The sequence below is a fragment of the Starkeya sp. ORNL1 genome, assembly GCF_012971745.1.
In the GTDB taxonomy this organism is placed as follows: domain Bacteria; phylum Pseudomonadota; class Alphaproteobacteria; order Rhizobiales; family Xanthobacteraceae; genus Ancylobacter.
Genome location: NZ_CP048834.1, coordinates 1066577 through 1087153 on the forward strand (window position 1 = coordinate 1066577; position 20577 = coordinate 1087153).

General features: G+C 66.4%; 18 protein-coding genes. 7 read left to right on the forward strand and 11 right to left on the reverse strand.

Annotation, left to right across the window (positions count from 1 at the left end):
• The first annotated feature begins 14 nt into the window (after nucleotides 1-14).
• From G3545_RS05265 to G3545_RS05285, 5 genes are all read left to right on the forward strand, one after another.
• Entirely contained in the window at nucleotides 15-1046 is a 1032-nt protein-coding gene (locus G3545_RS05265) for a cysteine synthase A (RefSeq protein WP_170010500.1), read from the forward strand.
• Entirely contained in the window at nucleotides 1046-1759 is a 714-nt protein-coding gene (locus G3545_RS05270) for an alanyl-tRNA editing protein (protein ID WP_170010502.1), read from the forward strand. Before G3545_RS05265 ends, G3545_RS05270 begins: the two co-directional genes overlap by 1 nt.
• Nucleotides 1760-1778: 19 nt before the next feature.
• The gene (gene sseA, locus G3545_RS05275) at nucleotides 1779-2630 is read left to right on the forward strand and encodes a 3-mercaptopyruvate sulfurtransferase (RefSeq protein WP_170010504.1); all 852 of its coding nucleotides are present in this window, start codon (nucleotides 1779-1781) and stop codon (nucleotides 2628-2630) included.
• A 69-nt stretch (nucleotides 2631-2699) separates the two neighbouring features.
• Entirely contained in the window at nucleotides 2700-2945 is a 246-nt protein-coding gene (locus G3545_RS05280) for a type II toxin-antitoxin system Phd/YefM family antitoxin (protein WP_170010506.1), read from the forward strand.
• Nucleotides 2945-3382 (forward strand): PIN domain-containing protein, encoded by a 438-nt coding sequence (locus tag G3545_RS05285; protein WP_170010508.1) that lies wholly within the window; start codon nucleotides 2945-2947, stop codon nucleotides 3380-3382. Before G3545_RS05280 ends, G3545_RS05285 begins: the two co-directional genes overlap by 1 nt.
• 6 nt (nucleotides 3383-3388) lie before the next feature.
• Here G3545_RS05285 and G3545_RS05290 read toward each other — a convergent pair whose 3' ends face one another.
• The 5 genes from G3545_RS05290 to G3545_RS05310 form a co-directional block, all read right to left on the reverse strand.
• Complete coding sequence (locus tag G3545_RS05290; RefSeq protein ID WP_246702700.1) at nucleotides 3389-4558, reverse strand: hypothetical protein; 1170 nt, start codon at nucleotides 4556-4558, stop codon at nucleotides 3389-3391.
• Between the two features lie 268 nt (nucleotides 4559-4826).
• On the reverse strand, nucleotides 4827-5624 hold the full coding sequence (locus tag G3545_RS05295) for an amino acid ABC transporter ATP-binding protein (protein WP_170010510.1): 798 nt from the start codon (nucleotides 5622-5624) through the stop codon (nucleotides 4827-4829).
• A 16-nt stretch (nucleotides 5625-5640) separates the two neighbouring features.
• The gene (locus tag G3545_RS05300) at nucleotides 5641-7011 is read right to left on the reverse strand and encodes an amino acid ABC transporter permease (protein WP_170010512.1); all 1371 of its coding nucleotides are present in this window, start codon (nucleotides 7009-7011) and stop codon (nucleotides 5641-5643) included.
• Nucleotides 7012-7021: 10 nt separating this feature from the next.
• Entirely contained in the window at nucleotides 7022-8212 is a 1191-nt protein-coding gene (locus G3545_RS05305; RefSeq protein WP_170010514.1) for an amino acid ABC transporter permease, read from the reverse strand.
• Nucleotides 8213-8322: 110 nt separating this feature from the next.
• Entirely contained in the window at nucleotides 8323-9339 is a 1017-nt protein-coding gene (locus G3545_RS05310) for an amino acid ABC transporter substrate-binding protein (RefSeq protein WP_170010516.1), read from the reverse strand.
• A gap of 276 nt (nucleotides 9340-9615) precedes the next feature.
• Between G3545_RS05310 and G3545_RS29860 the strand changes: the two genes are divergently transcribed.
• Together G3545_RS29860 and metC are read left to right on the forward strand one after the other, a co-directional pair.
• Nucleotides 9616-10128 (forward strand): PLP-dependent transferase, encoded by a 513-nt coding sequence (locus G3545_RS29860; protein WP_281411727.1) that lies wholly within the window; start codon nucleotides 9616-9618, stop codon nucleotides 10126-10128.
• A complete protein-coding gene (gene metC, locus G3545_RS05320) occupies nucleotides 10079-11284 on the forward strand; it encodes a cystathionine beta-lyase (protein ID WP_170010518.1) in 1206 nt (401 codons plus the stop codon). Before G3545_RS29860 ends, metC begins: the two co-directional genes overlap by 50 nt.
• Before the next feature lie 125 nt (nucleotides 11285-11409).
• Here metC and G3545_RS05325 read toward each other — a convergent pair whose 3' ends face one another.
• From G3545_RS05325 to G3545_RS05350, 6 genes are all read right to left on the reverse strand, one after another.
• The gene (locus G3545_RS05325) at nucleotides 11410-11757 is read right to left on the reverse strand and encodes a lipid-A-disaccharide synthase N-terminal domain-containing protein (RefSeq protein WP_170010520.1); all 348 of its coding nucleotides are present in this window, start codon (nucleotides 11755-11757) and stop codon (nucleotides 11410-11412) included.
• A complete protein-coding gene (locus G3545_RS05330) occupies nucleotides 11747-12529 on the reverse strand; it encodes a glycosyltransferase family 2 protein (RefSeq protein ID WP_170010522.1) in 783 nt (260 codons plus the stop codon). The genes G3545_RS05325 and G3545_RS05330 overlap by 11 nt, the downstream gene beginning before the upstream one ends.
• 136 nt (nucleotides 12530-12665) lie before the next feature.
• On the reverse strand, nucleotides 12666-14423 hold the full coding sequence (locus G3545_RS05335) for a glycosyltransferase family 39 protein (protein ID WP_170010524.1): 1758 nt from the start codon (nucleotides 14421-14423) through the stop codon (nucleotides 12666-12668).
• Nucleotides 14424-14746: 323 nt separating this feature from the next.
• Nucleotides 14747-18520 (reverse strand): hypothetical protein, encoded by a 3774-nt coding sequence (locus G3545_RS05340; protein WP_170010526.1) that lies wholly within the window; start codon nucleotides 18518-18520, stop codon nucleotides 14747-14749.
• Nucleotides 18521-18802: 282 nt separating this feature from the next.
• A complete protein-coding gene (locus G3545_RS05345; RefSeq protein WP_170010527.1) occupies nucleotides 18803-19543 on the reverse strand; it encodes an SDR family oxidoreductase in 741 nt (246 codons plus the stop codon).
• 38 nt (nucleotides 19544-19581) lie between these two features.
• A complete protein-coding gene (locus G3545_RS05350) occupies nucleotides 19582-20568 on the reverse strand; it encodes an aldo/keto reductase (protein ID WP_170010529.1) in 987 nt (328 codons plus the stop codon).
• Nucleotides 20569-20577: the final 9 nt, after the last annotated feature.

The window sequence follows — 20577 nt, forward strand, 5'->3', positions numbered from 1 at the left end:
ACACAAGTTTTCCCATGGACATCCGAAACGGCCTCGTCGAAGCGATCGGCAACACGCCGCTCATCAAGCTGGAGCGCGCCTCGAAGGCGACCGGCTGCAACGTCCTCGGCAAGGCGGAATTCCTCAATCCCGGCCAATCGGTGAAGGATCGCGCTGCGCTCTTCATCATCAAGGATGCCGTCGCGAAAGGTCACCTCAAGCGTGGCGGCGTCATCGTCGAGGGCACCGCCGGCAATACCGGCATCGGCCTCGCTTTGGTCGGCAATGCGCTCGGTTTCCGCTCGGTGATCGTCATCCCGGACACCCAGAGCCAGGAGAAGAAGGACATGCTGCGGCTCGCCGGCGCCACGCTGGTCGAGGTGCCCGCCGTGGCGTACGCCAATCCGAACAATTATGTGAAGGTCTCCGGCCGCCTCGCCGAGGAACTGGCGAAAACCGAGCCGAACGGTGCTATCTGGGCCAACCAGTTCGACAATGTCGCCAACCGGCAGGCACATATCGAGACCACCGGCCCGGAATTGTGGAAGCAGACCGAGGGCGCGCTTGACGGCTTCGTCTGCTCGGTCGGCACCGGCGGCACGCTGGCAGGCGTCGGGATTGCGCTGAAGGAGCGCAATTCCCGCATCAAGATCGGCCTCGCCGATCCGATGGGCGCGGCTTTGTTCAGCTACTACACTACCGGCGAACTGAAGAGCGAAGGCTCCTCCATCACCGAAGGCATCGGCCAGGGCCGCATCACTGCGAATCTCGAGGATGCGCCGATCGACGTCGCCTACCAGATCCCCGACGCCGAAGCGGTGCAGATCGTGTTCGATCTGCTGGAGTATGAGGGACTGTGCCTTGGCGGCTCGTCCGGCATCAATGTCGCCGGCGCCATCCGGCTGGCCAGGGAGCTGGGACCGGGCCACACCATCGCCACCATCCTCGCCGATTACGGCACGCGCTATCAGTCGAAGCTCTTCAACCCGGATTTCCTGCGCGAGAAGGGCCTGCCGGTGCCGGCCTGGCTCGAACGCGAGGTGAGCGTTCCCAACGTGCTGGTGTGATGGCAACCTCCCTGCTCTTTCGCGACGACGCCTATCTGCGCGAGACCCCGGCAGTGGTGACCGCGCTGACGCCGGAAGGTGGCGTGATCGTCGACCGCACCGTGTTCTACGCCACCGCCGGCGGCCAGCCGGGCGACAAGGGCACGCTGGTGCGCGGCAACGGCAGCGAGATCGCGATTGCGACGGCCACCTACGGGCCGGACAAGTCCGACGTGATCCATGTGCCTGCGGCGGGTGTGGAGCTTCCCGAGATCGGCGAGGCGGTGACGCTCCGGCTCGATTGGGAGCCGCGCTACAAGCGCATGCGCATGCACACCGCGCTGCATCTGCTCTCGGTCGCCCTGCCCTATCCGGTGACCGGTGGCTCGATCGGCGATGAAGATAGCCGGCTCGATTTCGACATTCCCGATGCCGGCCTCGACAAGGATGCCATCACCGCCCGGCTCGCCGAGATGATCGCGACAAATGCCGCGGTGACCGAGAGCTGGATCAGCGATGACGAGCTGCTCGCCAATCCGGGCCTCGTGAAGACCATGTCGGTGAAGCCGCCGATGGGCAGCGGCCGGGTGCGGCTGGTGAAGATCGACGGGCTCGATCTGCAGCCCTGCGGCGGCACCCATGTGCGCAACGTCCGTGAGATCGGCGCGGTGCAGGTGACCAAGATCGAGAAGAAAGGCCAGCAGAACCGCCGGGTGCGGCTCGGCTGGGCCTGAGAGACGACGGAGAAATCCCATGACCGATGAACGCTCCTCCTGGCTGGTGTCCACCGAGTGGCTGGCCAGCCATCTGAACGATCCCGACCTCGTCGTGGTCGACGGCTCCTGGCACCTGCCCACGAGCGGCCGCAACGGGCACGCCGAGTATCTCGCCGCGCACGTCCCCGGCGCGGTGTTCTTCGACATCGACAAGATCTCCGATACGTCGAGCGGCCTGCCGCACATGCTGCCGAAGTCCGGGGCGTTCGGCGCCGCGGTCGGCGCGCTGGGCATTGGCGACGGCATGACGATCGTCGTCTATGACGGCTCCGGGCTGTTCTCGGCGCCGCGGGTGTGGTGGACGCTGCGCGCCTTCGGCGCGAAGAACGTGCGCATCCTCGATGGCGGGTTCCCGATGTGGCAGGCCGAGGGCCGGCCGGTCGTGGCCGGATCGGCCTCGCCGGCGCTGAGGACCTTCACCGCCATGCTCGACAGCGCCGTCGTCGCCAATATCGAAGAGGTCGCCCGCAAGCTGGAGGACGGCACTGCGCAGGTGGTCGATGCCCGCCCTGCCGACCGCTTCCGCGGCGAGGCGCCGGAGCCACGCCCGGGTGTGCGCCCCGGCCACATACCTGGCAGCCGCAACCTGCCCTTCCCCGAAGTGGTGGCGAACGGCAAGCTCGCCACGCCGGAGACCATCCGCTCCGCCTTCAATGCCGCCGGCGTCGACCCCGCCAGGCCGACCATCACCAGTTGCGGTTCCGGCGTCTCCGCCGCGATCCTATGGCTGGCGCTGGAGAGCATCAACCAGCCGCCGGTGGCGATCTATGACGGCTCCTGGGCGGAATGGGGCGCCTCCGACATGCCGCTGGCGATCGGACCGGCTTAGTAGAAGGGTCTTGACGTGAGCAAGCTTGAGCCCACATTGGTCATTGTAGTCATATTAGGATGATGACGGATGAAGGAACTCCAGCTTCGGGACGCCAAAGCCGGCTTTTCCGCGGTTATCGAGGCGGCAGAGCGCGGGGAACCGACGACCATCACCAAGCATGGCCGTCCTGCCGCGGTCGTCGTTTCCTATGAGGAATGGAATCGGCTTCGCCGCCAACTGCCGGATTTTGCAGAATTGCTCCTTGCGGTTCCCTCGCTCGATGAGGATGACGTGCCGAAACGCCGCCCCGCCCGCATGATGTCATCCGATTGATGTCCGGCTATCTACTCGACACCAATGCAATTTCCCTGCTCGCCCCTGGTCAAGAGGCGAGCGATGCAGCCGGATTCCGGGCGTGGGTGGGCGAGCGTGGGGGTGAATTGTTTCTGTCGGCGATCACAATCGCCGAATTGCAGGCGGGGGTTTCTCGCCTGGAAAGAAAGGGCGCAACGCGCAAGGCCGAAGCGCTATCGCGCTGGCTGCATCTTGTGCTGGAGCTCTATGCCCCCCGCATTCTTGCCCTTGACGCCCATGCCGCGCTTGAAACCGGTCGCCTGCTTGATCGGTCGATCGGTGCTGGCGGTGAGCCCGGCTTCGAGGACGCCGCGATCGCAGCGATCGCGGCGGTCCATGAGTTGGTTGTGGTGACGGCCAATACCCGTCACTTCAAGCTGTTCGGCGTCCCGTTCATGGCGCCGCCGGCGGCATGATCGCTCTCATTCGTCGGTAAACGGACCGATCACCAGCAGTTCCAGCTTCATCCAGCTCGCCAGCTGCTGGTAGTTCAGCTTCACGGCGTTGAGGCTGTAGGTGACCTCGGAGCGCGTCGGGCCGACGCACTCCATCTTGCCGTCATCCTTCTTGATGCGCTTGCAGGCGTCATCGGTGTCCGAATAGAAGACCTTGCCATAGAGGCCCGGCTTGGTCTGGTCGGAGGTCGAGAAGAAGGCGTCGGACTGCGCCGCCGCATTGGCCTCGTCGAAGAACTGATCGCCGCCCGAGGCCGCCTGCTGCTCGTTCCAGCGCAGATTATATTCGTAGTAGCCGGTGTATTCGCGCTTCTTGCCCTTGGCGTCGGTGGTCGAGCCGGTCTCCTCGACATAGCGGATCGAGCCGGTGACGCGGTCGGTGTAGCTCTTGTCGCCGACCGTATAGGCGAAGGTCACGCCGTTCTGGTCGGTCAGCCAGTTGCCCAGTTCGTAGTCGTAGTCGAGATTACCGGAAACGCGGGTCTCGGGCAGGAAGGAGAACGGGCCTGAGGGCAGACCGAGCCGCTCGAAGCGCAGCGGGTCGGGGTTCTTGACCTGGATCGAGACCACCTTGCCGTCGACATAGCGCGAATAGACCTTGGTGGCCTCGGTCTTGGCGCGGCGCACCAGTTCGCCCACTTCCCACCAGCGCGTCACCTCGCGGCCCTGGATCGAGCCGGTGACCTTGGAGGTGGTCTGGTTGCCCTTCACCACATCGAGCCGGAGCTGGCCGGTCTCGGGCAGATAGCGGCCGCGATTGTCGATCTGCATCTCGCCGCGCAGGATGGCGACGTCGCGGGCGATCTGGCCGGGATTGGTGGGATTGATGACATCGTAGCGCACCGAATAAGCGAGCTTGCTGCCCGGCGTGCGCTGGATGGTGCCCTTCATCAGGAATAGGTCGGCGACCGCGATCTCGCTGATGTCATAGGTGTCGACGCCGCTGGCGCTGCGCTCGGAGCGCGAATTGTAGTCGATGATGATGGAGCCGGCGACCTTGCCCTTGTCGGCCGGGATCTCCTTGATCGCCTGGGCCGACTGGCCGAGCGCGCCACCGGCGCCGGCGAGCAGCAGGACACCTGAAAGCGCCGCGCCGCCCAGCGCGACGCGGAAGCTGTTCCGCGTTTTCATGATCATGTGCCACGTCTCCTGGATCGCTGTCCGCCGCATCGGTGCAGCCGCCGCGATACATCGGGCGGAGCACCTGAACCGGCACTGAACGTTGGGGGATGTGGTGCCCTGAAGACGTCATCCCGGACGGCCGTCAGGCCGATCCGGGATCGCGCAAACGCTCTTCACCTTCCTACGATCCCGGCTCTCCACGGAGCCTGTCCTCGGGCTTGCCAAAGGCAAGACCCGTGGGCTGCGGCCGGGATGACGACTTAATGGGCTATCAAACCACCCCTCAATGCAGGATCTGGCTGAGGAACAGCTTGGTGCGCTCGTGCTGCGGGTTGGAGAAGAACTCGTTCGGCTCGTTCATCTCGATGATCTGGCCGGCATCCATGAAGATGACGCGGTTCGCCACCTGGCGGGCGAAGCCCATCTCGTGGGTCACGCACAGCATGGTCATGCCTTCCTCGGCGAGGCTCACCATGGTCTCCAGCACCTCCTTCACCATTTCCGGGTCGAGGGCGGAGGTCGGCTCGTCGAACAGCATGATCTTCGGCTTCATGCACAGCGCGCGGGCAATGGCGACGCGCTGCTGCTGGCCGCCGGAAAGCTGGCCGGGATACTTGTTGGCCTGCTCGGGGATCTTCACCTTGCGCAGGAAGTGCATGGCGAGGTCTTCCGCATCCTTCTTCGGCATCTTGCGCACCCAGATCGGGGCAAGCGTGCAGTTCTCCAGGATGGTCAGATGCGGGAACAGGTTGAAGTGCTGGAAGCACATGCCCACCTCGCGTCGGATCTCATCGATGCGCTTGAGGTCGTTGGTGAGCTCGATGCCATCGACCACGATGCTGCCCTGCTGGTGCTCCTCCAGCCGGTTGATGCAGCGGATCATGGTCGACTTGCCGGAACCCGAGGGCCCGCAGACGACGATGCGCTCGCGGCGCTTCACCCGAAGGTTGATGTCCTTCAGCACATGGAATTCGCCAAACCATTTATGCACACCGATAAGTTCGACGGCGACTTCCTTGGCCGGCTCGACATGAACGGCAGGAATTTCATCGCTTGGGACGATCGAGGGGGCTTGGGACATCCATGGTCTCCGTCGTTCAATGCCGGTGGGAGGTGTTGAGCCGCCGTTCCACAAACAGCGAGTAGCGTGACATGCCGAAACAGAAGAAGAAATACACGACACCGGCAAAAGCAAAGCCGGTATAGAGGGTTACCGGGCTTGCCCAGTTCGGGTCGGTGAACGCCGCGCGCAGCTGGCCGAGGAAGTCGAAGATGGCGACGATCAGCACCAGCGTGGTGTCCTTGAACAGGCTGATGAAGCTGTTCACGATGCTCGGGATCACCATCGTCAAAGCCTGCGGCAGGACGATGAGCCGCATCATCTGGCTCCAGGTGAGCCCCATCGCCATGGCGCCTTCATACTGGCCCTTGGGGATCGCCTGCAGGCCGCCGCGCACCACTTCGGCGAGATAGGCGGCCGAGAACAGCGCGACGCCGACCAGCGCCCGGAGCAAGCCGTCCGGATTGGTACCGGCCGGCAGGAACAGCGGCAGCATGTAGGTGGCGAAGAACAGCACGGTGATGAGCGGCACGCCGCGCCAGAACTCGATGAAGATCACGCACAGCAGCCGCACGATCGGCATTTTCGAGCGCCGGCCGAGCGCCAGCAATATGCCGAGCGGCAGCGAGGTGACGATGCCGGTGACGGCGATCACCAGCGTCACCAAGAGCCCGCCCCATTGCCTGGTCTCGACATAAGGCAGGCCGAAATCGATGTCGCAGACGAAGATGACGATGCCAAGCGCCAGGAAGATCCAGAACACCGTCTGCGCCGTGGCCTTGCCGGCGCCGACCAGCGAGCCGATCAGCGACGCGACACCCATGACGATCAATGTCGTGAGCACGTAATCCGCCCAGAAGGCGAGGTTGACGCCCATCACCATGACGTCGCCGGTGAGCGGGCGGATCAGGCCGAAGCGCTGCAACAGGAAGGCGTTGGCGTTGACGTTGCCGCCGGTAAGCAAGATGAAGGCGACGACTGGGTAGACGGCGAAGAACAGGATCGCGTTCAGCCGCTTGCCGGGCCAGGACAGCACCAGCAGCGGCACCAGCAACAAGGCGCCCAGCGCAAAGACGATATTGACGCGCCAGCGCTCGGAGCCCGGATAGAAGCCATAGATGAACTGGCCGAACTTCGCCTGGATGAACGGCCAGCAGGCACCGACGCCGGGGCCGAGGCAGGCTTCGCGGTTCTGCCCCTTCCACACCGCGTCGATGAAGAAGAATTTCACCATTGGCGGCACGATCCAGACCACCAGCGCAATGCCGATGACGGTCAGGATGGTGTTGAGCGCGCTGGAGAACAGGTTCGCGCGCATCCACCCGATGACGCCGACCTGGCTGCCGGGAGGCGGCCGCGACGCCTCCATCTCGGTGCGGATGTAAGAGGAGCTGTCGCTCATCGTCATGTCCGCGCCCTCACCGTTCGACCAGCGCGACGCGCTTGTTGTAGGCGTTCATGATGACGGAGGTGAAGATCGAGATGGCGAGATAGACGCCCATGGTGACGGCGATGATCTCGATCGCCTGGCCGGTCTGGTTGAGCGAGGTGCCGGCGAACACCGCGACCAGATCGGGATAGCCGATGCCGACCGCCAGCGAGGAGTTCTTGGTGAGGTTGAGATACTGGCTGGTCAGCGGCGGGATGATCACCCGCATCGCCTGCGGAATGACCACGAGGCGCAAGGTCGGGCCGGAGCGCAGGCCGAGCGAGTTCGCCGCCTCGGTCTGGCCATGGCTCACCGACTGGATGCCGGAGCGCACATTCTCGGCGATGAAGGCCGCCGTATAGGTGGAGAGCGCCACGGTGAGCGCGACGAATTCCGGGATCACCCGCACCCCGCCGACGAAGTTGAAGCCCTTCAGCTCGGGGCGCTCGAAGCTGATGGGAAAGCCGGTATAGACCATCGCCAGCAGCGGCAGGCCGACCAGCAAACCGAGGCCGATCGGCAGCATGCGCAGGCCGCGACCGGTTTCCTCGCGCCGGCTCGCCGACAGGCCGGACAGCAGGATGGTGAGCAGCAGGCCGAGGCCGAACGCCCAGAGTACGAGGCCGGTGCCCTCGCCGAACAGCGGGCGCGGCACGATGATGCCGCGATTGGACACGAACGCCTCGCCGAAGATGCTGATGCTCTGGCGCGGATTGGGCATCGCGCTCAGCACGGCGAGGTACCAGAACAGGATCTGGAACAGCGGCGGCAGATTGCGCAGCACCTCGACATAGACGGTCGAGAGCAGCCGCACCACGAAGTTCTTGGAAAGCCGCCCGATGCCGACCAGGAAGCCGATGATGGTGGCGAAGAAGATGCCGACCACGGCGACCAGCAGGGTGTTCAGCAGGCCGACCAGGAAGGCGCGGCCATAGGTCGAGGTCTCGCTGTAGGAGATCAGGGTCTGGTTGATGCCGAAGCCGGCGGTCTTGTCGAAGAAGCCAAAGCCGGTGGCGATGCGCTGCGCGGCAAGGTTGTCGCGGACATTGTCGAAGAACATCCAGCCTAGGAAGATGACCAGGGCCAGTGCCACCACCTGCAGCACGATGCTGCGCACGCGCGGATCGTTTACGAACGACGTCCCCGTCCGGAGCGGAACGGGTTGAGCTATGTCTGCCATGATCCCCCTTCGCCTCATTCGAGGCCCGCTTCATGCGATTATCGCGCCGATCTTATGCCGGCTCAATAGCAGGGCGGCTTCCCGGTGGACCGGGAAGCCGCGTGTCGTCATCAGCGAACCGGCGGGGCGTATTGCAGGCCGCCCTTGCTCCACAGCGCATTGGTGCCGCGCTCGAGCTTCAGCGGGGTGTTGGGCCCGACATTGCGATCATAGACCTCGCCATAATTGCCGACGAGCTTCACGATCTGCACCACCCAGTCCTTGGAGAGACCGAGCATTTCGCCGAAATTGCCTTCGGTGCCGAGCAGGCGCTTTACTTCGGGGTTGGCCGACTTCAGCTGCTCGTCGACGTTCTTCGAGGTAATGCCGAGCTCTTCGGCATTGATCTGGGCGAACAGCGTCCACTTCACCAGGTCGAACCACTGGTCGTCACCATGGGCGACCACCGGGCCGAGCGGCTCCTTGGAGATGATCTCCGGCAGCACGATGTGGTCGTCCGGGTTGGTCAGCTTGAGGCGCTCGCCGGCCAGGCCCGAGCGATCGGTGGTGAGCGCGTCGCAGCGGCCGGCATCATAGGCCTTGACCACCTCGTCATTGGTGGCGAAGGCGATGACTTCATAGGTCATGTTGTTGGCGCGGAAGAAGTCGGCAAGGTTCTGCTCGGTGGTGGTGCCGGTCTGGGTGCAGACCGAGGCGCCGGAGAGCTCGAGGGCCGAGTTCACCTTCTTGTCCTTGCGGATCATGAAGCCCTGGCCGTCATAATAGTTCACGCCGGCGAAGTTCAGGCCGAGCTGGGTATCGCGCGACATGGTCCAGGTGGTGTTGCGCGACAGCACGTCGATGTCGCCGGACTGCAGCGCAGTGAAGCGGTCCTTGGCCGAGAGCGGGGTGAACTTGACCTTGGTGGCGTCGTTGAAGATCGCCGCGGCGACGGCGCGGCACAGATCCACGTCCATGCCGGTCCAGTTGCCCTTGTCATCGGGCGTGGAGAAGCCCGGCAGGCCCTGGCTCACGCCGCAGGTGACAAAGCCCTTGGACTTGATCTGATCCAGCTTCGCGGCCTGCGCGCCGGCGGCGACGAGGCCGAAGGCACCGGCGAGAGCCAGTGTGGAGAGGAGGCGTTTCATGGCGGCAGCCTTCTTCATGAGTATCGTTTTGTGCATGAACGCCGCTTCCCCGGCGTCATGGGTGAAATTCGTAGGCAAGTAGCGTGCCGTCCCACACAGATTCGCATCATGGCGAGGTGCGCCTTTCGTCTGGGAACAGCGCGTCCGCCGGCTCTCCCTATGGTAGCCGACGCCACGTCAGTCTGAGCGCCCTACCACTGCCCGGTCAAGCGCTTGACGCTACTGTCGGCGATGGCGTCAATGCCTGCGGGGCGCCGCGAGCAGATGGCAGACGAGATGGCAGGGCATTCGGGGAACGACAACAAGAACAAGAGTGGCGGCCATAACGGACCACCGCTCGCAACGGCGACCGAGATCGTCGTCGCCGGCCGCGATCCCGCGCGTTTTGACGGCTTCGTGAATGTCCCGGTGGTGCGGGGCTCAACCGTCCTCTCCCCCACCGTCGCGGACATGGAAGGCCATACCGGCCGCTATAGCTATGGAAGGCGCGGCAGCCCGACACTGGAGGGCCTTGAGACGGCCCTGACCAAGCTGGAAGGCGGAGCCGGCGTGGTGTTGACCCCCTCCGGGCTGTCGGCGGTGCGCCTTTCGTCTGGGAACAGCGCGTCCGCCGGCTCTCCCTATGGTAGCCGACGCCACGTCAGTCTGAGCGCCCTACCACTGCCCGGTCAAGCGCTTGACGCTACTGTCGGCGATGGCGTCAATGCCTGCGGGGCGCCGCGAGCAGATGGCAGACGAGATGGCAGGGCATTCGGGGAACGACAACAAGAACAAGAGTGGCGGCCATAACGGACCACCGCTCGCAACGGCGACCGAGATCGTCGTCGCCGGCCGCGATCCCGCGCGTTTTGACGGCTTCGTGAATGTCCCGGTGGTGCGGGGCTCAACCGTCCTCTCCCCCACCGTCGCGGACATGGAAGGCCATACCGGCCGCTATAGCTATGGAAGGCGCGGCAGCCCGACACTGGAGGGCCTTGAGACGGCCCTGACCAAGCTGGAAGGCGGAGCCGGCGTGGTGTTGACCCCCTCCGGGCTGTCGGCGGTCGGCCTGGCGCTGCTCGCGTTGCTCGATGCCGGCGATCACCTGCTGATGGTCGACACTGTCTATCAGCCGAGCCGGCGCATCTGCACTGCGCAGCTGCGGCGCCTCGGAATCGCCACCACCTTCTACGATCCGCTGGTCGGCGCCGACATCGCCGGGCTGTTCCGCGAGAACACCAGGGCGGTGTTCATGGAATCACCGGGCTCGCAATCCTTCGAGATGCAGGATGTGCCGGCCATCGTCGCGGCGGCACGCGCGCGCGGCGTCACCACACTGATGGATAATACCTGGGCGACGCCCTATTTCTTCCGCCCGCACGATTTTGGCGTCGATGTCTCGATCCAGGCCGGCACCAAATATCTCGGCGGCCATTCCGACCTCAATCTCGGCACCATCTCGGCCAATGCCGCGCTATGGCCACGCATTAAGGGTGCCTATAGCGATCTCGGCATCACCGTGGCGCCGGAAGACGCCTTCCTCGCCGCGCGCGGGCTGCGCACCATGGCGGTGCGGCTGGAGCGGCACCAGGAATCGGCGCTGAAAGTGGCACGCTGGCTTGCCGCGCGCCCGGAAGTACTCAGCGTGCTGCACCCGGCGCTGCCGGAGCATCCCGGCCACGCCATCTGGCAGCGCGACTTCAAGGGCTCGTCCGGCCTGTTCAGCATCATCCTCAAGCCAGCGCCGAAAAGCGCGGTCGACGCCTTCCTCGACAGCCTGGGGCTGTTCGGCCTCGGCTATAGCTGGGGCGGCTTCGAGAGCCTTGCCATCCCGTTCGACTGCTCGACCTACCGCACCGCGACGCAATGGGCGGCGGGTGGGCCGGCGGTGCGCTTCCATATCGGGCTGGAGGATCCGGCAGACCTCATCGCCGATCTGGAGCGCGGGCTCGCGAAGCTGGCTTAGGTACAACGTCATCCTGAGGTGCGAGCAAGGCGAGCCTCGAAGGATGCCGATCCCCGATAGCCGTCTTCTGCTTCAGCATCCTTCGAGGCCCGGCTGGCTCCGGGCACCTCAGGATGACGTGGTTCTCACGCCTGTTGCTGTGCCGCCTCGGCGTTGTCGCGGCGGCGCTCGCGCAGCACGAACTGGACGTTGCGCAGATAGATGACGAGGCTCAGCAGCTGCCCGGCGATGAACACCGGGTCCTTGCGGTACAGCGCATAGATCAGCAGCAGCGCGCCGCCGCCGATGGAGAAGCTCCAGAAGGCGAAGGGCACCACGCTGCGGCCGGCCTTCTCGCTCGCCAGCCACTGCACCACGAAGCGGCCGGTGAACAGCAATTGGGCGACGAAGCCAAGAATGATCCAGCCATCGATCTGGATCACGAACACATCGTGCAGATAGTCGCCAACGGCGTGGGCGATATCAACCAGCATGGCCTGGCACCTCGGTGACGACGGGGGATGGCCGGCGGCGGCGGATCAGCCACCAAACCCCGGCGAGATCGAGCATGCCGACCCACATGCGGTCCCAGATGCCGTAATTGGACTGGCCGGTGAACCGCGGGCGGTCGAGCACGTCCACGAGCCGTACCTCATAGCCTTCGCGCCGCACCAAGGCAGGCATGAACCGGTGCAGCGCATCGAAATAGGGCAGAGCGAGATAGAGCTCGCGGCGGATCGCCTTCAGCCCGCAACCGGTGTCGCGGGTGTCGTCGCGCAGCACGGCGCGGCGCACCGCATTGGCGATCTTCGACTGGTAACGCTTTGAGACGGTGTCCTTGCGCCCGACCCGCTGGCCCTGCGCCAGCCCGACCGCCGGCCCGCCATCGATCAAAGCGCGTACCAGGGCGGGGATGAAGGCGGGATCGTTCTGGCCGTCGCCGTCCAACGTGACGATGACGCCACTGCCGGCCGCTCGGGCACCAGTGCGAATCGCCGCGGACTGGCCGCAGGAGCGATCATGACGCAGCCCCCGGAGCCATGGGCGCGTCGCCATCAGCCGGGCGAGCTCGGCATCGGTGCCGTCGGTCGAGCCGTCGCTCACCACGATCACCTCCAGCGCACCGAAGCCTTTGGCCATGCGCTCGATATCGGCGATCAGCGGCGCCATGTTGCCAGCCTCGTTGCGGGCCGGGATCACCAGGCTCGCCAGCAGCGTCACTCTGGCCGGTGCGGTTGCGGCAGTATCAAGCAGTTGGTCGGACATAGGGAATTCGGCACTCCGTCCGGCCCTCGCCGGGATCCAGGGCCGCACGCGTGCCCGAAGGCCCCTGCAATGTCCGTCAATGATTGCGTCTGGATGACAGTGCTGGAGCGATCCTCGGGTGGAGCGCCAGGTGCCGCTACGGACGGCTGCCGCGATAGAGCGAGATGTCGAGCTTGCGGCCATTGTTGAAATTCATGCCGAACACCGACTCGCCGCGCTCAAGGCGCAGGCCCAACTCCTCGGCGCGGCGCGCGAACGCATCTTCCATGCGGCGCTCGACGAAGACGACACGGCAGCCGCCTTCGGCGAGGAATTCGGCGGCGCCGGTGGCATTGGTGAAGGTCACCTTCCCCGGCATCACGAACATCAGGCTCACTTCGTTGAAGCCGGCAGAGGCGATCTGCGCCGGTACGCCCGGCGTCGCACAGCGCTCCTTGGCAGCAAGTTCCTCGAGGCGCGGCGAGATCCACACGCTCTTCATGTCCGGCACGATGAGTTGCATCACGCCGAAGCCGGAGACCAGCATGCCGGCGACGGCCAGCAGCGAGGATTTCTCCACGCCGTACTCACCGACGAACACCACGGCGACGACGAGGGCGAAGAAGCCGACCACCAGCAGGGGCCAGGCGAGGATCGAGGTCGAGCCGTCGAGCACGGCAAGCCCGACCAGCGCACCCACCGCGATCGCCGCGCCGAAGATCGGCCACATCCACAGCGCGCGGGCATAGCGCATATTGCCCAATGCCATGCCCCCGCGCTCCACCACCATGGCGACAAGGATGGCGATGGCCGGGAAGGTCGGCATCACGTAATGCGGCAGCTTGGTGGGGATCAGTTCGAAGATCAGCCAGTTCGGCACCACCCAGGCCAGCAGGAAGCGCACCGGCTTCAGCCGGCGGGCACGCCAGACCAGCGGCGCGGCGAGCGCAGCCAGCGGCGCCGCCGGCCAGAACGAGCCCCAGAAGGCGAGCAGATAGGTGCCGGGCGGAGCGCCGTGGCCCTCCTGGCCGCCCGCCAGCTTGCTCATCATGTCGCCGCCGACCGATTGCGCGATGAAGCTGTCGCCGGCGCGCAGCAGGATCAGCGCGAACCAGGGGGAGACGGCGACGAGGCACAGCACCAGCCCGGTCACCGGCGCCAGCGGGCGCACGAAACGCATCGAGCGCTCGATGACGGCAAGGGTGATGATGGTGACGCCGGCGAACATCGGCGTCAGCGGCCCCTTCACCAATATGCCGATGGCCATCGCCACCCAGAAGATGGCGGCGAGGCGGATATCGACCTTGCCGGACCGCTCCGGCGGGGCGAGATAGGCGCGGGCCAGCGCGCCCATGGTCGCGACCATGGTGGCGAGCAGCATCGCGTCGGTCTTGGCGAGCCGCGCCTCCACCGCCACCGCGGCGCAGGTAGCGAGCAGGATGGCGGCGAACACCGCGCCGCGCCTTCCGACAAAAGGCAAGGCTGCCCAGAAGGTGAGCAGCACCGCGAGCACGGCGCCGATGAGCGAGGGGATGCGGTAGAGCCAGATGGTGCGGGTGGCGTCGGGCACGCCGAGCGCCTGCGCGGCGCCGACGATCGCCGACTGCATCCAGTAGATGCCGATCGGCTTTTTGTAGCGCGGCACGTCGCCGAGCCGGATATCGACGAGATCGCCGCTCTCCACCATCTGCCGCGAGGCCTGGACGAAGCGGGCCTCGTCGCGGTCGACGACGGGAATGAAGAAGAAGCCCGGCAGCAGCGACACCGCGCAGAGCGCCAGCAGGAAGGCCACCGCCCGGCCGTTCGAACGGGTGGCCCAGTCGAACAGGCCGGCGATCCAGTGCACGATGCGCCGGCCATATTCGTCGACCCGCAGCGGGCGGGTCGTCTTCAGGCCGTCTTCAGTATGCACCATGTGGTCCGCGCCTCAAAAAGCGGGCGGACCTTATCAGATACGCAGCGCGCCGGAAGAGTGCGGCGCACCACGGAAGCGGACGGCGACACTGTGTTGCAGCCATGCCGCGAGGAGCGCCGACAACACAACGGGGTACCGCTGGTTGAGAGGCTGCTCGCCGCTGGACCGATCGACCTGTCATCCCGGGCTCGTCCCGGAGATCCATGGCTGCGCCGGGAGAGTGACCGTGGATGGCCGGGACAAACCCGGCCATGGCGATGGAAATCGCCGATGGGCTGCGCCCGAGCTAGCGCCAGCCTCCCCTGCCCGTCACTGCCCGCAAGTCACTGCGGGCAGTTCTCCTGTCCGGGCTGGCAACCGCGATTGCGCTGCTTTCGGTCCTGCTGTTGCTGGCCACCATCCTGCTGCTGGCCACCCTGGCGGCGCTGGTCCTGTTGCTGCTGCGGCTTCTGGCGTTGCTCCTGCTGCTGTTGCCGCTGCTGCTGGCCCTGCTGCTCCTGCTGCTGCTGACGGCGACGCTGGTCGTCGCGTTGCTGCTGCTGGCGCTGCTCGTCATTGCGCTGCTGGTCGTTGCGCTGTTGCTGCTGGCGTTGCTGGTTGTCGCGCTGCTGTTGCTGGCGCTGCTCCTGCTGCTGTTGCTGACGACGCTGCTGCTCATCGCGCTGCTGCTGACGCTGCTGGTCCTGCTGCTGTTGGCGCTGCTGGTCCTGCTGGCGACGCTGCTCCTGCTGCTGACGCTGCTGGTCCTGTTGCTGCTGGCGCTTTTGCTCCTGCTGCTGGCGCTTTTGCTCCTGCTGCTGGCGCTGCTGGTCCTGCTGGCGCTGCTGATCGTCGCGCCGCTGCTGCTCTTGTTGCTGGCGCTGATCCTGGCCCTGACCGCGACCTTGGCCTTGACCACGTCCCTGACCCTGATCCTGGCCTTGGCCACGTCCCTGACCTTGTCCCTGACCTTGGCCCTGATCCTGACCACGTCCCTGACCTTGGCCTTGGCCTTGGCCTTGGCCTTGGCCTTGGCCTTGGCCTTGGCCTTGGCCTTGGCCTTGGCCTTGGCCTTGATCTTGGCCTTGGCCACGTCCCTGACCCTGACCTTGGCCCTGATCCTGGCCACGTCCCTGACCCTGACCTTGGCCCTGATCCTGGCCACGTCCCTGACCTTGGCCTTGGCCTTGATCTTGGCCACGTCCCTGACCCTGACCTTGGCCCTGATCCTGGCCACGTCCCTGACCTTGGCCTTGGCCTTGGCCTTGGCCTTGGCCTTGGCCTTGGCCTTGGCCTTGGCCCTGGCCCTGGCCACGTCCCTGACCCTGACCTTGGCCCTGACCCTGACCTTGGCCCTGTCCCTGACCTTGGCCCTGATCCTGGCCACGTCCCTGACCTTGGCCCTGATCTTGGCCTTGGCCACGTCCCTGACCCTGACCCTGACCCTGACCCTGACCCTGACCTTGGCCCTGACCCTGATCCTGGCCACGTCCCTGACCTTGGCCTTGGCCTTGGCCTTGGCCCTGACCACGTCCCTGACCTTGGCCTTGGCCTTGGCCACGTCCCTGACCTTGGCCCTGACCTTGGCCCTGATCCTGGCCACGTCCCTGACCTTGCCCCTGGCCCTGACCTTGATCCTGGCCACGACCTTGGCCCTGACCGCCACCTTGGCCCTGGCCCGGAACGAACGGGCCGGGACCACCAGGCCCACCGCCCGGCCGTCCATCATCCGAACGCGGACGGCGGCCGGGGCGGTTGTCGACACAATTGCCGTCGCGCCGCGTGAAGCCAGGCGCGCAGCCGCCCATGCCGGGCGGCAGCCCGATGCCGGGACCGCCCGGGCGCGGGCCTATCGGCCGCTGCACGCAGCTGCCGCGGTCACGATCCCAGCCGGGCGGGCAACGGTCGTCGCCGGGCTTCGGACGGAAGCCGGGGGTGCAGGAATCGCCCTGCCTCACCCAGCCGGGCGGGCAGCGGTCGCTGATCGGCCGCGGCCGGCAGCGGCCGTCGACGAACACCTCGTCGCGGCGGCAGAAGTCCGGACCCGGGCGCGGGCCGACCCACGGATCGTTCGGCCGCACGCAGAAGTCGCCGCGACGGATCGAGCCCGGCGGGCAGCGATCGCCGATCGGCCGCGGCCAGCAACGGCCGTCGCGGAAGATCTCGTCGCGGCGGCAATCGGGGCGATACTGCTCGCAGCGACCGCGGTCGAAGCGCTCGCCGCGGGGGCAGCCGCAATAGCCGCCCGGCATCGGCCGCAGGCCCGGCGGGCAGAAATCCTGACGTCCGCAGCGGCCATTGAAATAGACGAGGTCCGGCGGGCAGCCGCAATAGCCGCCGCGGCGCCAGACGAGGCCCGGCGGGCAGCCCGGCCGTATGCAGCGCCCGTCAACGAAGATGTCGTAGCGGTCGCAGACGATCGGCGGCGGCGCGCACGTGCCGCGATAGCGCACGAAGCCCGGCGGGCAGTCATAGACGCACTCGCCGTCGCGGAAGCGGGTGCCGACCGGGCAGCGCACCGGCACGGCGCAGAATTCACCGTCCCACACCGTGCCCGGCGGGCAGCCATAAGCCACCATCGGCGGCGGCGGTGCGGCGAACGCCACCGGCGGAGGCGGCGGCGGAGCCGCGCTGCCCTGCACCGGGCGGCAAAACTGCCAGGTCGCGATCGCGCCCATATAGCCGCGCGCCGCCGGGTTGCCCGGCTTGTCGTCATAATCGATGTACCAGGCGGTCGTCGGCGGCTCGTTCTTCGGCCGGATCATGTCGAGCGCGTTGCCCTGCAGGCCGTCTATGTCGGCCGGCCCGCCGCCGGGCGGCTGGGCGTTGTTACCGGGATCGCGCAGCCGCTCGCCGGTGCTCCACAGCGTGGTGCCGCAGGTCGAGGGGCCGAGTGCGCCGGACGCATTGTAGCCATTGCCGATGGCGACGCCGCCATCACCATTGGAGAAGGCCGGCAACAGGCCGACGGCATATTCGTCGCCGACCGAATCCCACAGCGCACCGCTGTCGGGATCGGGATCGCGCAGCGGCCGGAAGCGCATGACGCGCGCTTCGCCCGGGGACGCCAGCTCGCCGAAATCATAGGAGCCGAGCGGCTGGCCGCGCTCGGCCACATAGAGCAGGCCGGAGCGGTCGAAGGTGAGGCTGGCAATCTCGATGCCCTCGCGCAGCGCGGGGACCTCGACCTCGAAGCGGATATCGCTGGTGAAGCCGTTCGGACCGACGCCGACCGACCAGATTTGCGGGCCTTCGGCCACGGAATAATAGAGACGACCCTCGCGCACGCCGAGCGCGCCGACGAGGCGCGGCAGCGGGGCGAAGCCCCAGGTCTCGGGCCGTTCCACCTCGAAACCGGATTGCGTGATGTCGAGCCGGCCTTCCGGCGCGTCCACCACCGGTTCCATGCCGAGCGCGGTGCGGCCGGCATTGCCATGGTCATAGACGCCATGCTCGCGGCCATCGAGGCCGAAGGCGTGGATCATGCCGGTCGAACGGTCGGCGGCGAAGACCTGCTTGCTGGCGGGATCGAAGGCGAGGCCGCCGAGGCCGGTGCCGGTGTTGGGCTGGCCATTGAAGCGCACATCGGCGAACAGGTTCACTTGCCCGCTGCGGCCATCCACCCGCCAGATCGAGCCGGGTCCGCCGTTTTGCTGCGCCGGGCCGAACAGGCCGGGCATGAAGGCGGCGCCGGGCGCACCCTGGCGCAGCCGCGCGCCGTTCGAGCCGACGATCGGCAGGCCATAGGCGGAGGTGGCGGCGAGATAGATGTTCGGCGGGGTGGCATCGTCGAGCGCGACACCGAACACCTGGCCGACCTGGCCGGCGGTGATGGTGCCGGGCTTCGGCGCATTGACCAGCTGGCCGCGCGGTGGGCCGCCGAGATTCTGCAGCGCGACGACGCGAGCGGAGGGGCCGTCGAGATCGATGGCGAGCCCGTCAGGACCGCCCTGCCCGGGCCGAACACCGGAGAAGCCGGTGACGACGGCGTCGCCCGGCGCCATGGCGCCTTGGGCATAAAGGGGGGCGGGAAGCGAGGCGCAGAGTAACGCAACACTTGCCGTGATCACCGCACCGATGTTGGCGCAGTGGCGGCGCAACGCCTTCAAGCAACGCATGCCTTCCCCCCGGAAGCGGCGCAGGTTCGCGCCCAGCACTGTTTTGTGGAACGAGGCTCGGCGCCGATCAAGGCAATAATGCGGACGCAGCGTCAGTCGTTCCGTTGACGTAGCGGTCGCAAGGGAGGATTGCCGGCTATTCGGTGGGACTACTTCCTTCCCTCTCCCGCTTGCGGGGAGGTGGCCGGCGAAGCCGGTCGGGAGGGGGAAGCGGCCGAGTGCGGCGAGGCCCCCTTCCCGACCCTCCCCCGCAAGCGGGAGAGGGAGTTATGCGCGCTCGCCTTAGAATTCCTGTTGCGTCGGCCGGAACAGGATCTCGTTGATGTCCACCTCCGCGGGCTGGCTGATGGCAAAGGCGACGGCGCGCGCGAAGCTGTCGGCAGGGATGGCGTTGGCCTCGTAGAAGTCCTGAACCCCCTTGGCGACGTCCGCCTCGGTGATGCTCTGCGGCAGTTCGGATTCCACGGCGCCCGGCGAAATGATCGTGGTCCGGATGTTGTACGGCTTCACTTCCTGGCGCAGCCCTTCCGAAAGCATCCGCACCGCCGCCTTGGTCGCGGCATAGACCGCGCTGCCGGCGCGCACCTTGTGACCCGCCACCGAGGACACATTGATGATGTGCCCGCTCTTCTGCGCGCTCATGTAGGGCAGGACTGCGGCGATGCCGTAGAGCACGCCCTTGATGTTCACATCGATCATGCGGTCCCAGTCCTCCACCTTGCCGCGCTCCAGCGGCGAATGCGGCATGAGGCCGGCATTGTTGATGATGACATCGACGCGCCCATGGGTCCGCACCGCATGGTCAACCAGATGCCTGACCTCCTCGGCCCTGGTCACGTCGGTGCGCACGAAAGCACCCTCGCCGAGCGACAGCTCGCCGGCGAGGGCCTGGAGTCGATCGAGGCGGCGGGCGCCGAGGATGAGTTTCGCACCCTCTGCGGCAAGGCGGCGCGCCGCCGCTTCGCCAAGGCCGCTGCTGGCGCCGGTGATGACGATCACCTTGTCCTTGATGCCCTGTGTCATGAGTCCCAGGTCCTGTCGTTTGGGGGCGGCACCGATGCTCAGCGGCCGACCAGCTTCTGCAGATGCTCCGGATAGCGGGCGCCTTCCACCGTGATCGCGGAGACGGCGCCTGCGATCTCGCCGAGATCATCGGGCGTCAGCTCGACACCCGTCGCGGCGATATTCTCCTCCAGCCGATGCAGCTTGGTGGTCCCGGGGATCGGGACGATCCACGGCTTCTGCGCCAGCAGCCAGGCGAGCGCGATCTGCGCGGGCGTCGCCCGCTTGCGGGCGGCGATGTCGCCGAGCCGATCGACCAGAGCCTGATTGGCCTTTCGCGCCTCCGGCGTGAAGCGCGGCACGACATTGCGGAAATCGTTACTGTCGAAGGTCGTGGTCTCGCTGATGGCGCCGGTGAGGAAGCCCTTGCCCAGCGGGCTGAACGGCACGAAGCCGATCCCGAGTTCTTCCAGCGCCGGCAGCACCTCCTGTTCGGGCTCGCGCCACCACAGCGAATACTCGCTCTGGACCGCCGCGACCGGCTGGACGGCGTGGGCCCGACGGATCGTCTGCACGCCGGGCTCGGAAAGCCCGAAATGCCTGACCTTGCCTTCCGCGATCAGCTCCTTCACCGCGCCCGCGACATCCTCGATCGGCACCTGCGGATCGACTCGGTGCTGATAGAACAGATCGATGAACTCCGTCCTCAATCGCTTGAGCGAAGCCTCGGCGACGCGCTTGATGTGCTCGGGCCGGCTGTTGAGGCCGTGCCGCGCGCCGCCATTGGTATCGAAACCGAACTTGGTGGCGATCACGACCCGGTCGCGAACCGGGGCAAGCGCTTCACCGACCAGTTCCTCATTGGTGAACGGGCCATAGACTTCCGCGGTGTCGAAGAAGGTGACGCCGCGCTCGATCGCCGAGCGGATCAGCGCGACCCCTGCCGGCTTGTCCAGAGCCGGACCATAGCCGAAGCTCAGGCCCATACAGCCCAGGCCGATGGCCGAGACTTCGAGGCCGCCGTTTCCGAGTTTGCGCATCTGCATCTTGTTGTT

Bases quoted from the DNA above. Each gene is read 5' to 3' on its own strand.
- G3545_RS05265 (WP_170010500.1), top strand. From the start codon at position 15: ATGGACATCCGAAACGGCCTCGTCGAAGCGATCGGCAACACGCCGCTC.
- G3545_RS05270 (WP_170010502.1), top strand. From the start codon at position 1,046: ATGGCAACCTCCCTGCTCTTTCGCGACGACGCCTATCTGCGCGAGACC.
- sseA (WP_170010504.1), top strand. From the start codon at position 1,779: ATGACCGATGAACGCTCCTCCTGGCTGGTGTCCACCGAGTGGCTGGCC.
- G3545_RS05280 (WP_170010506.1), top strand. From the start codon at position 2,700: ATGAAGGAACTCCAGCTTCGGGACGCCAAAGCCGGCTTTTCCGCGGTT.
- G3545_RS05285 (WP_170010508.1), top strand. From the start codon at position 2,945: ATGTCCGGCTATCTACTCGACACCAATGCAATTTCCCTGCTCGCCCCT.
- G3545_RS05290 (WP_246702700.1), bottom strand. From the start codon at position 4,558: ATGATCATGAAAACGCGGAACAGCTTCCGCGTCGCGCTGGGCGGCGCG.
- G3545_RS05295 (WP_170010510.1), bottom strand. From the start codon at position 5,624: ATGTCCCAAGCCCCCTCGATCGTCCCAAGCGATGAAATTCCTGCCGTT.
- G3545_RS05300 (WP_170010512.1), bottom strand. From the start codon at position 7,011: ATGACGATGAGCGACAGCTCCTCTTACATCCGCACCGAGATGGAGGCG.
- G3545_RS05305 (WP_170010514.1), bottom strand. From the start codon at position 8,212: ATGGCAGACATAGCTCAACCCGTTCCGCTCCGGACGGGGACGTCGTTC.
- G3545_RS05310 (WP_170010516.1), bottom strand. From the start codon at position 9,339: ATGAAACGCCTCCTCTCCACACTGGCTCTCGCCGGTGCCTTCGGCCTC.
- G3545_RS29860 (WP_281411727.1), top strand. From the start codon at position 9,616: ATGGCAGGGCATTCGGGGAACGACAACAAGAACAAGAGTGGCGGCCAT.
- metC (WP_170010518.1), top strand. From the start codon at position 10,079: ATGGCAGGGCATTCGGGGAACGACAACAAGAACAAGAGTGGCGGCCAT.
- G3545_RS05325 (WP_170010520.1), bottom strand. From the start codon at position 11,757: ATGCTGGTTGATATCGCCCACGCCGTTGGCGACTATCTGCACGATGTG.
- G3545_RS05330 (WP_170010522.1), bottom strand. From the start codon at position 12,529: ATGTCCGACCAACTGCTTGATACTGCCGCAACCGCACCGGCCAGAGTG.
- G3545_RS05335 (WP_170010524.1), bottom strand. From the start codon at position 14,423: ATGGTGCATACTGAAGACGGCCTGAAGACGACCCGCCCGCTGCGGGTC.
- G3545_RS05340 (WP_170010526.1), bottom strand. From the start codon at position 18,520: ATGCGTTGCTTGAAGGCGTTGCGCCGCCACTGCGCCAACATCGGTGCG.
- G3545_RS05345 (WP_170010527.1), bottom strand. From the start codon at position 19,543: ATGACACAGGGCATCAAGGACAAGGTGATCGTCATCACCGGCGCCAGC.
- G3545_RS05350 (WP_170010529.1), bottom strand. From the start codon at position 20,568: ATGCAGATGCGCAAACTCGGAAACGGCGGCCTCGAAGTCTCGGCCATC.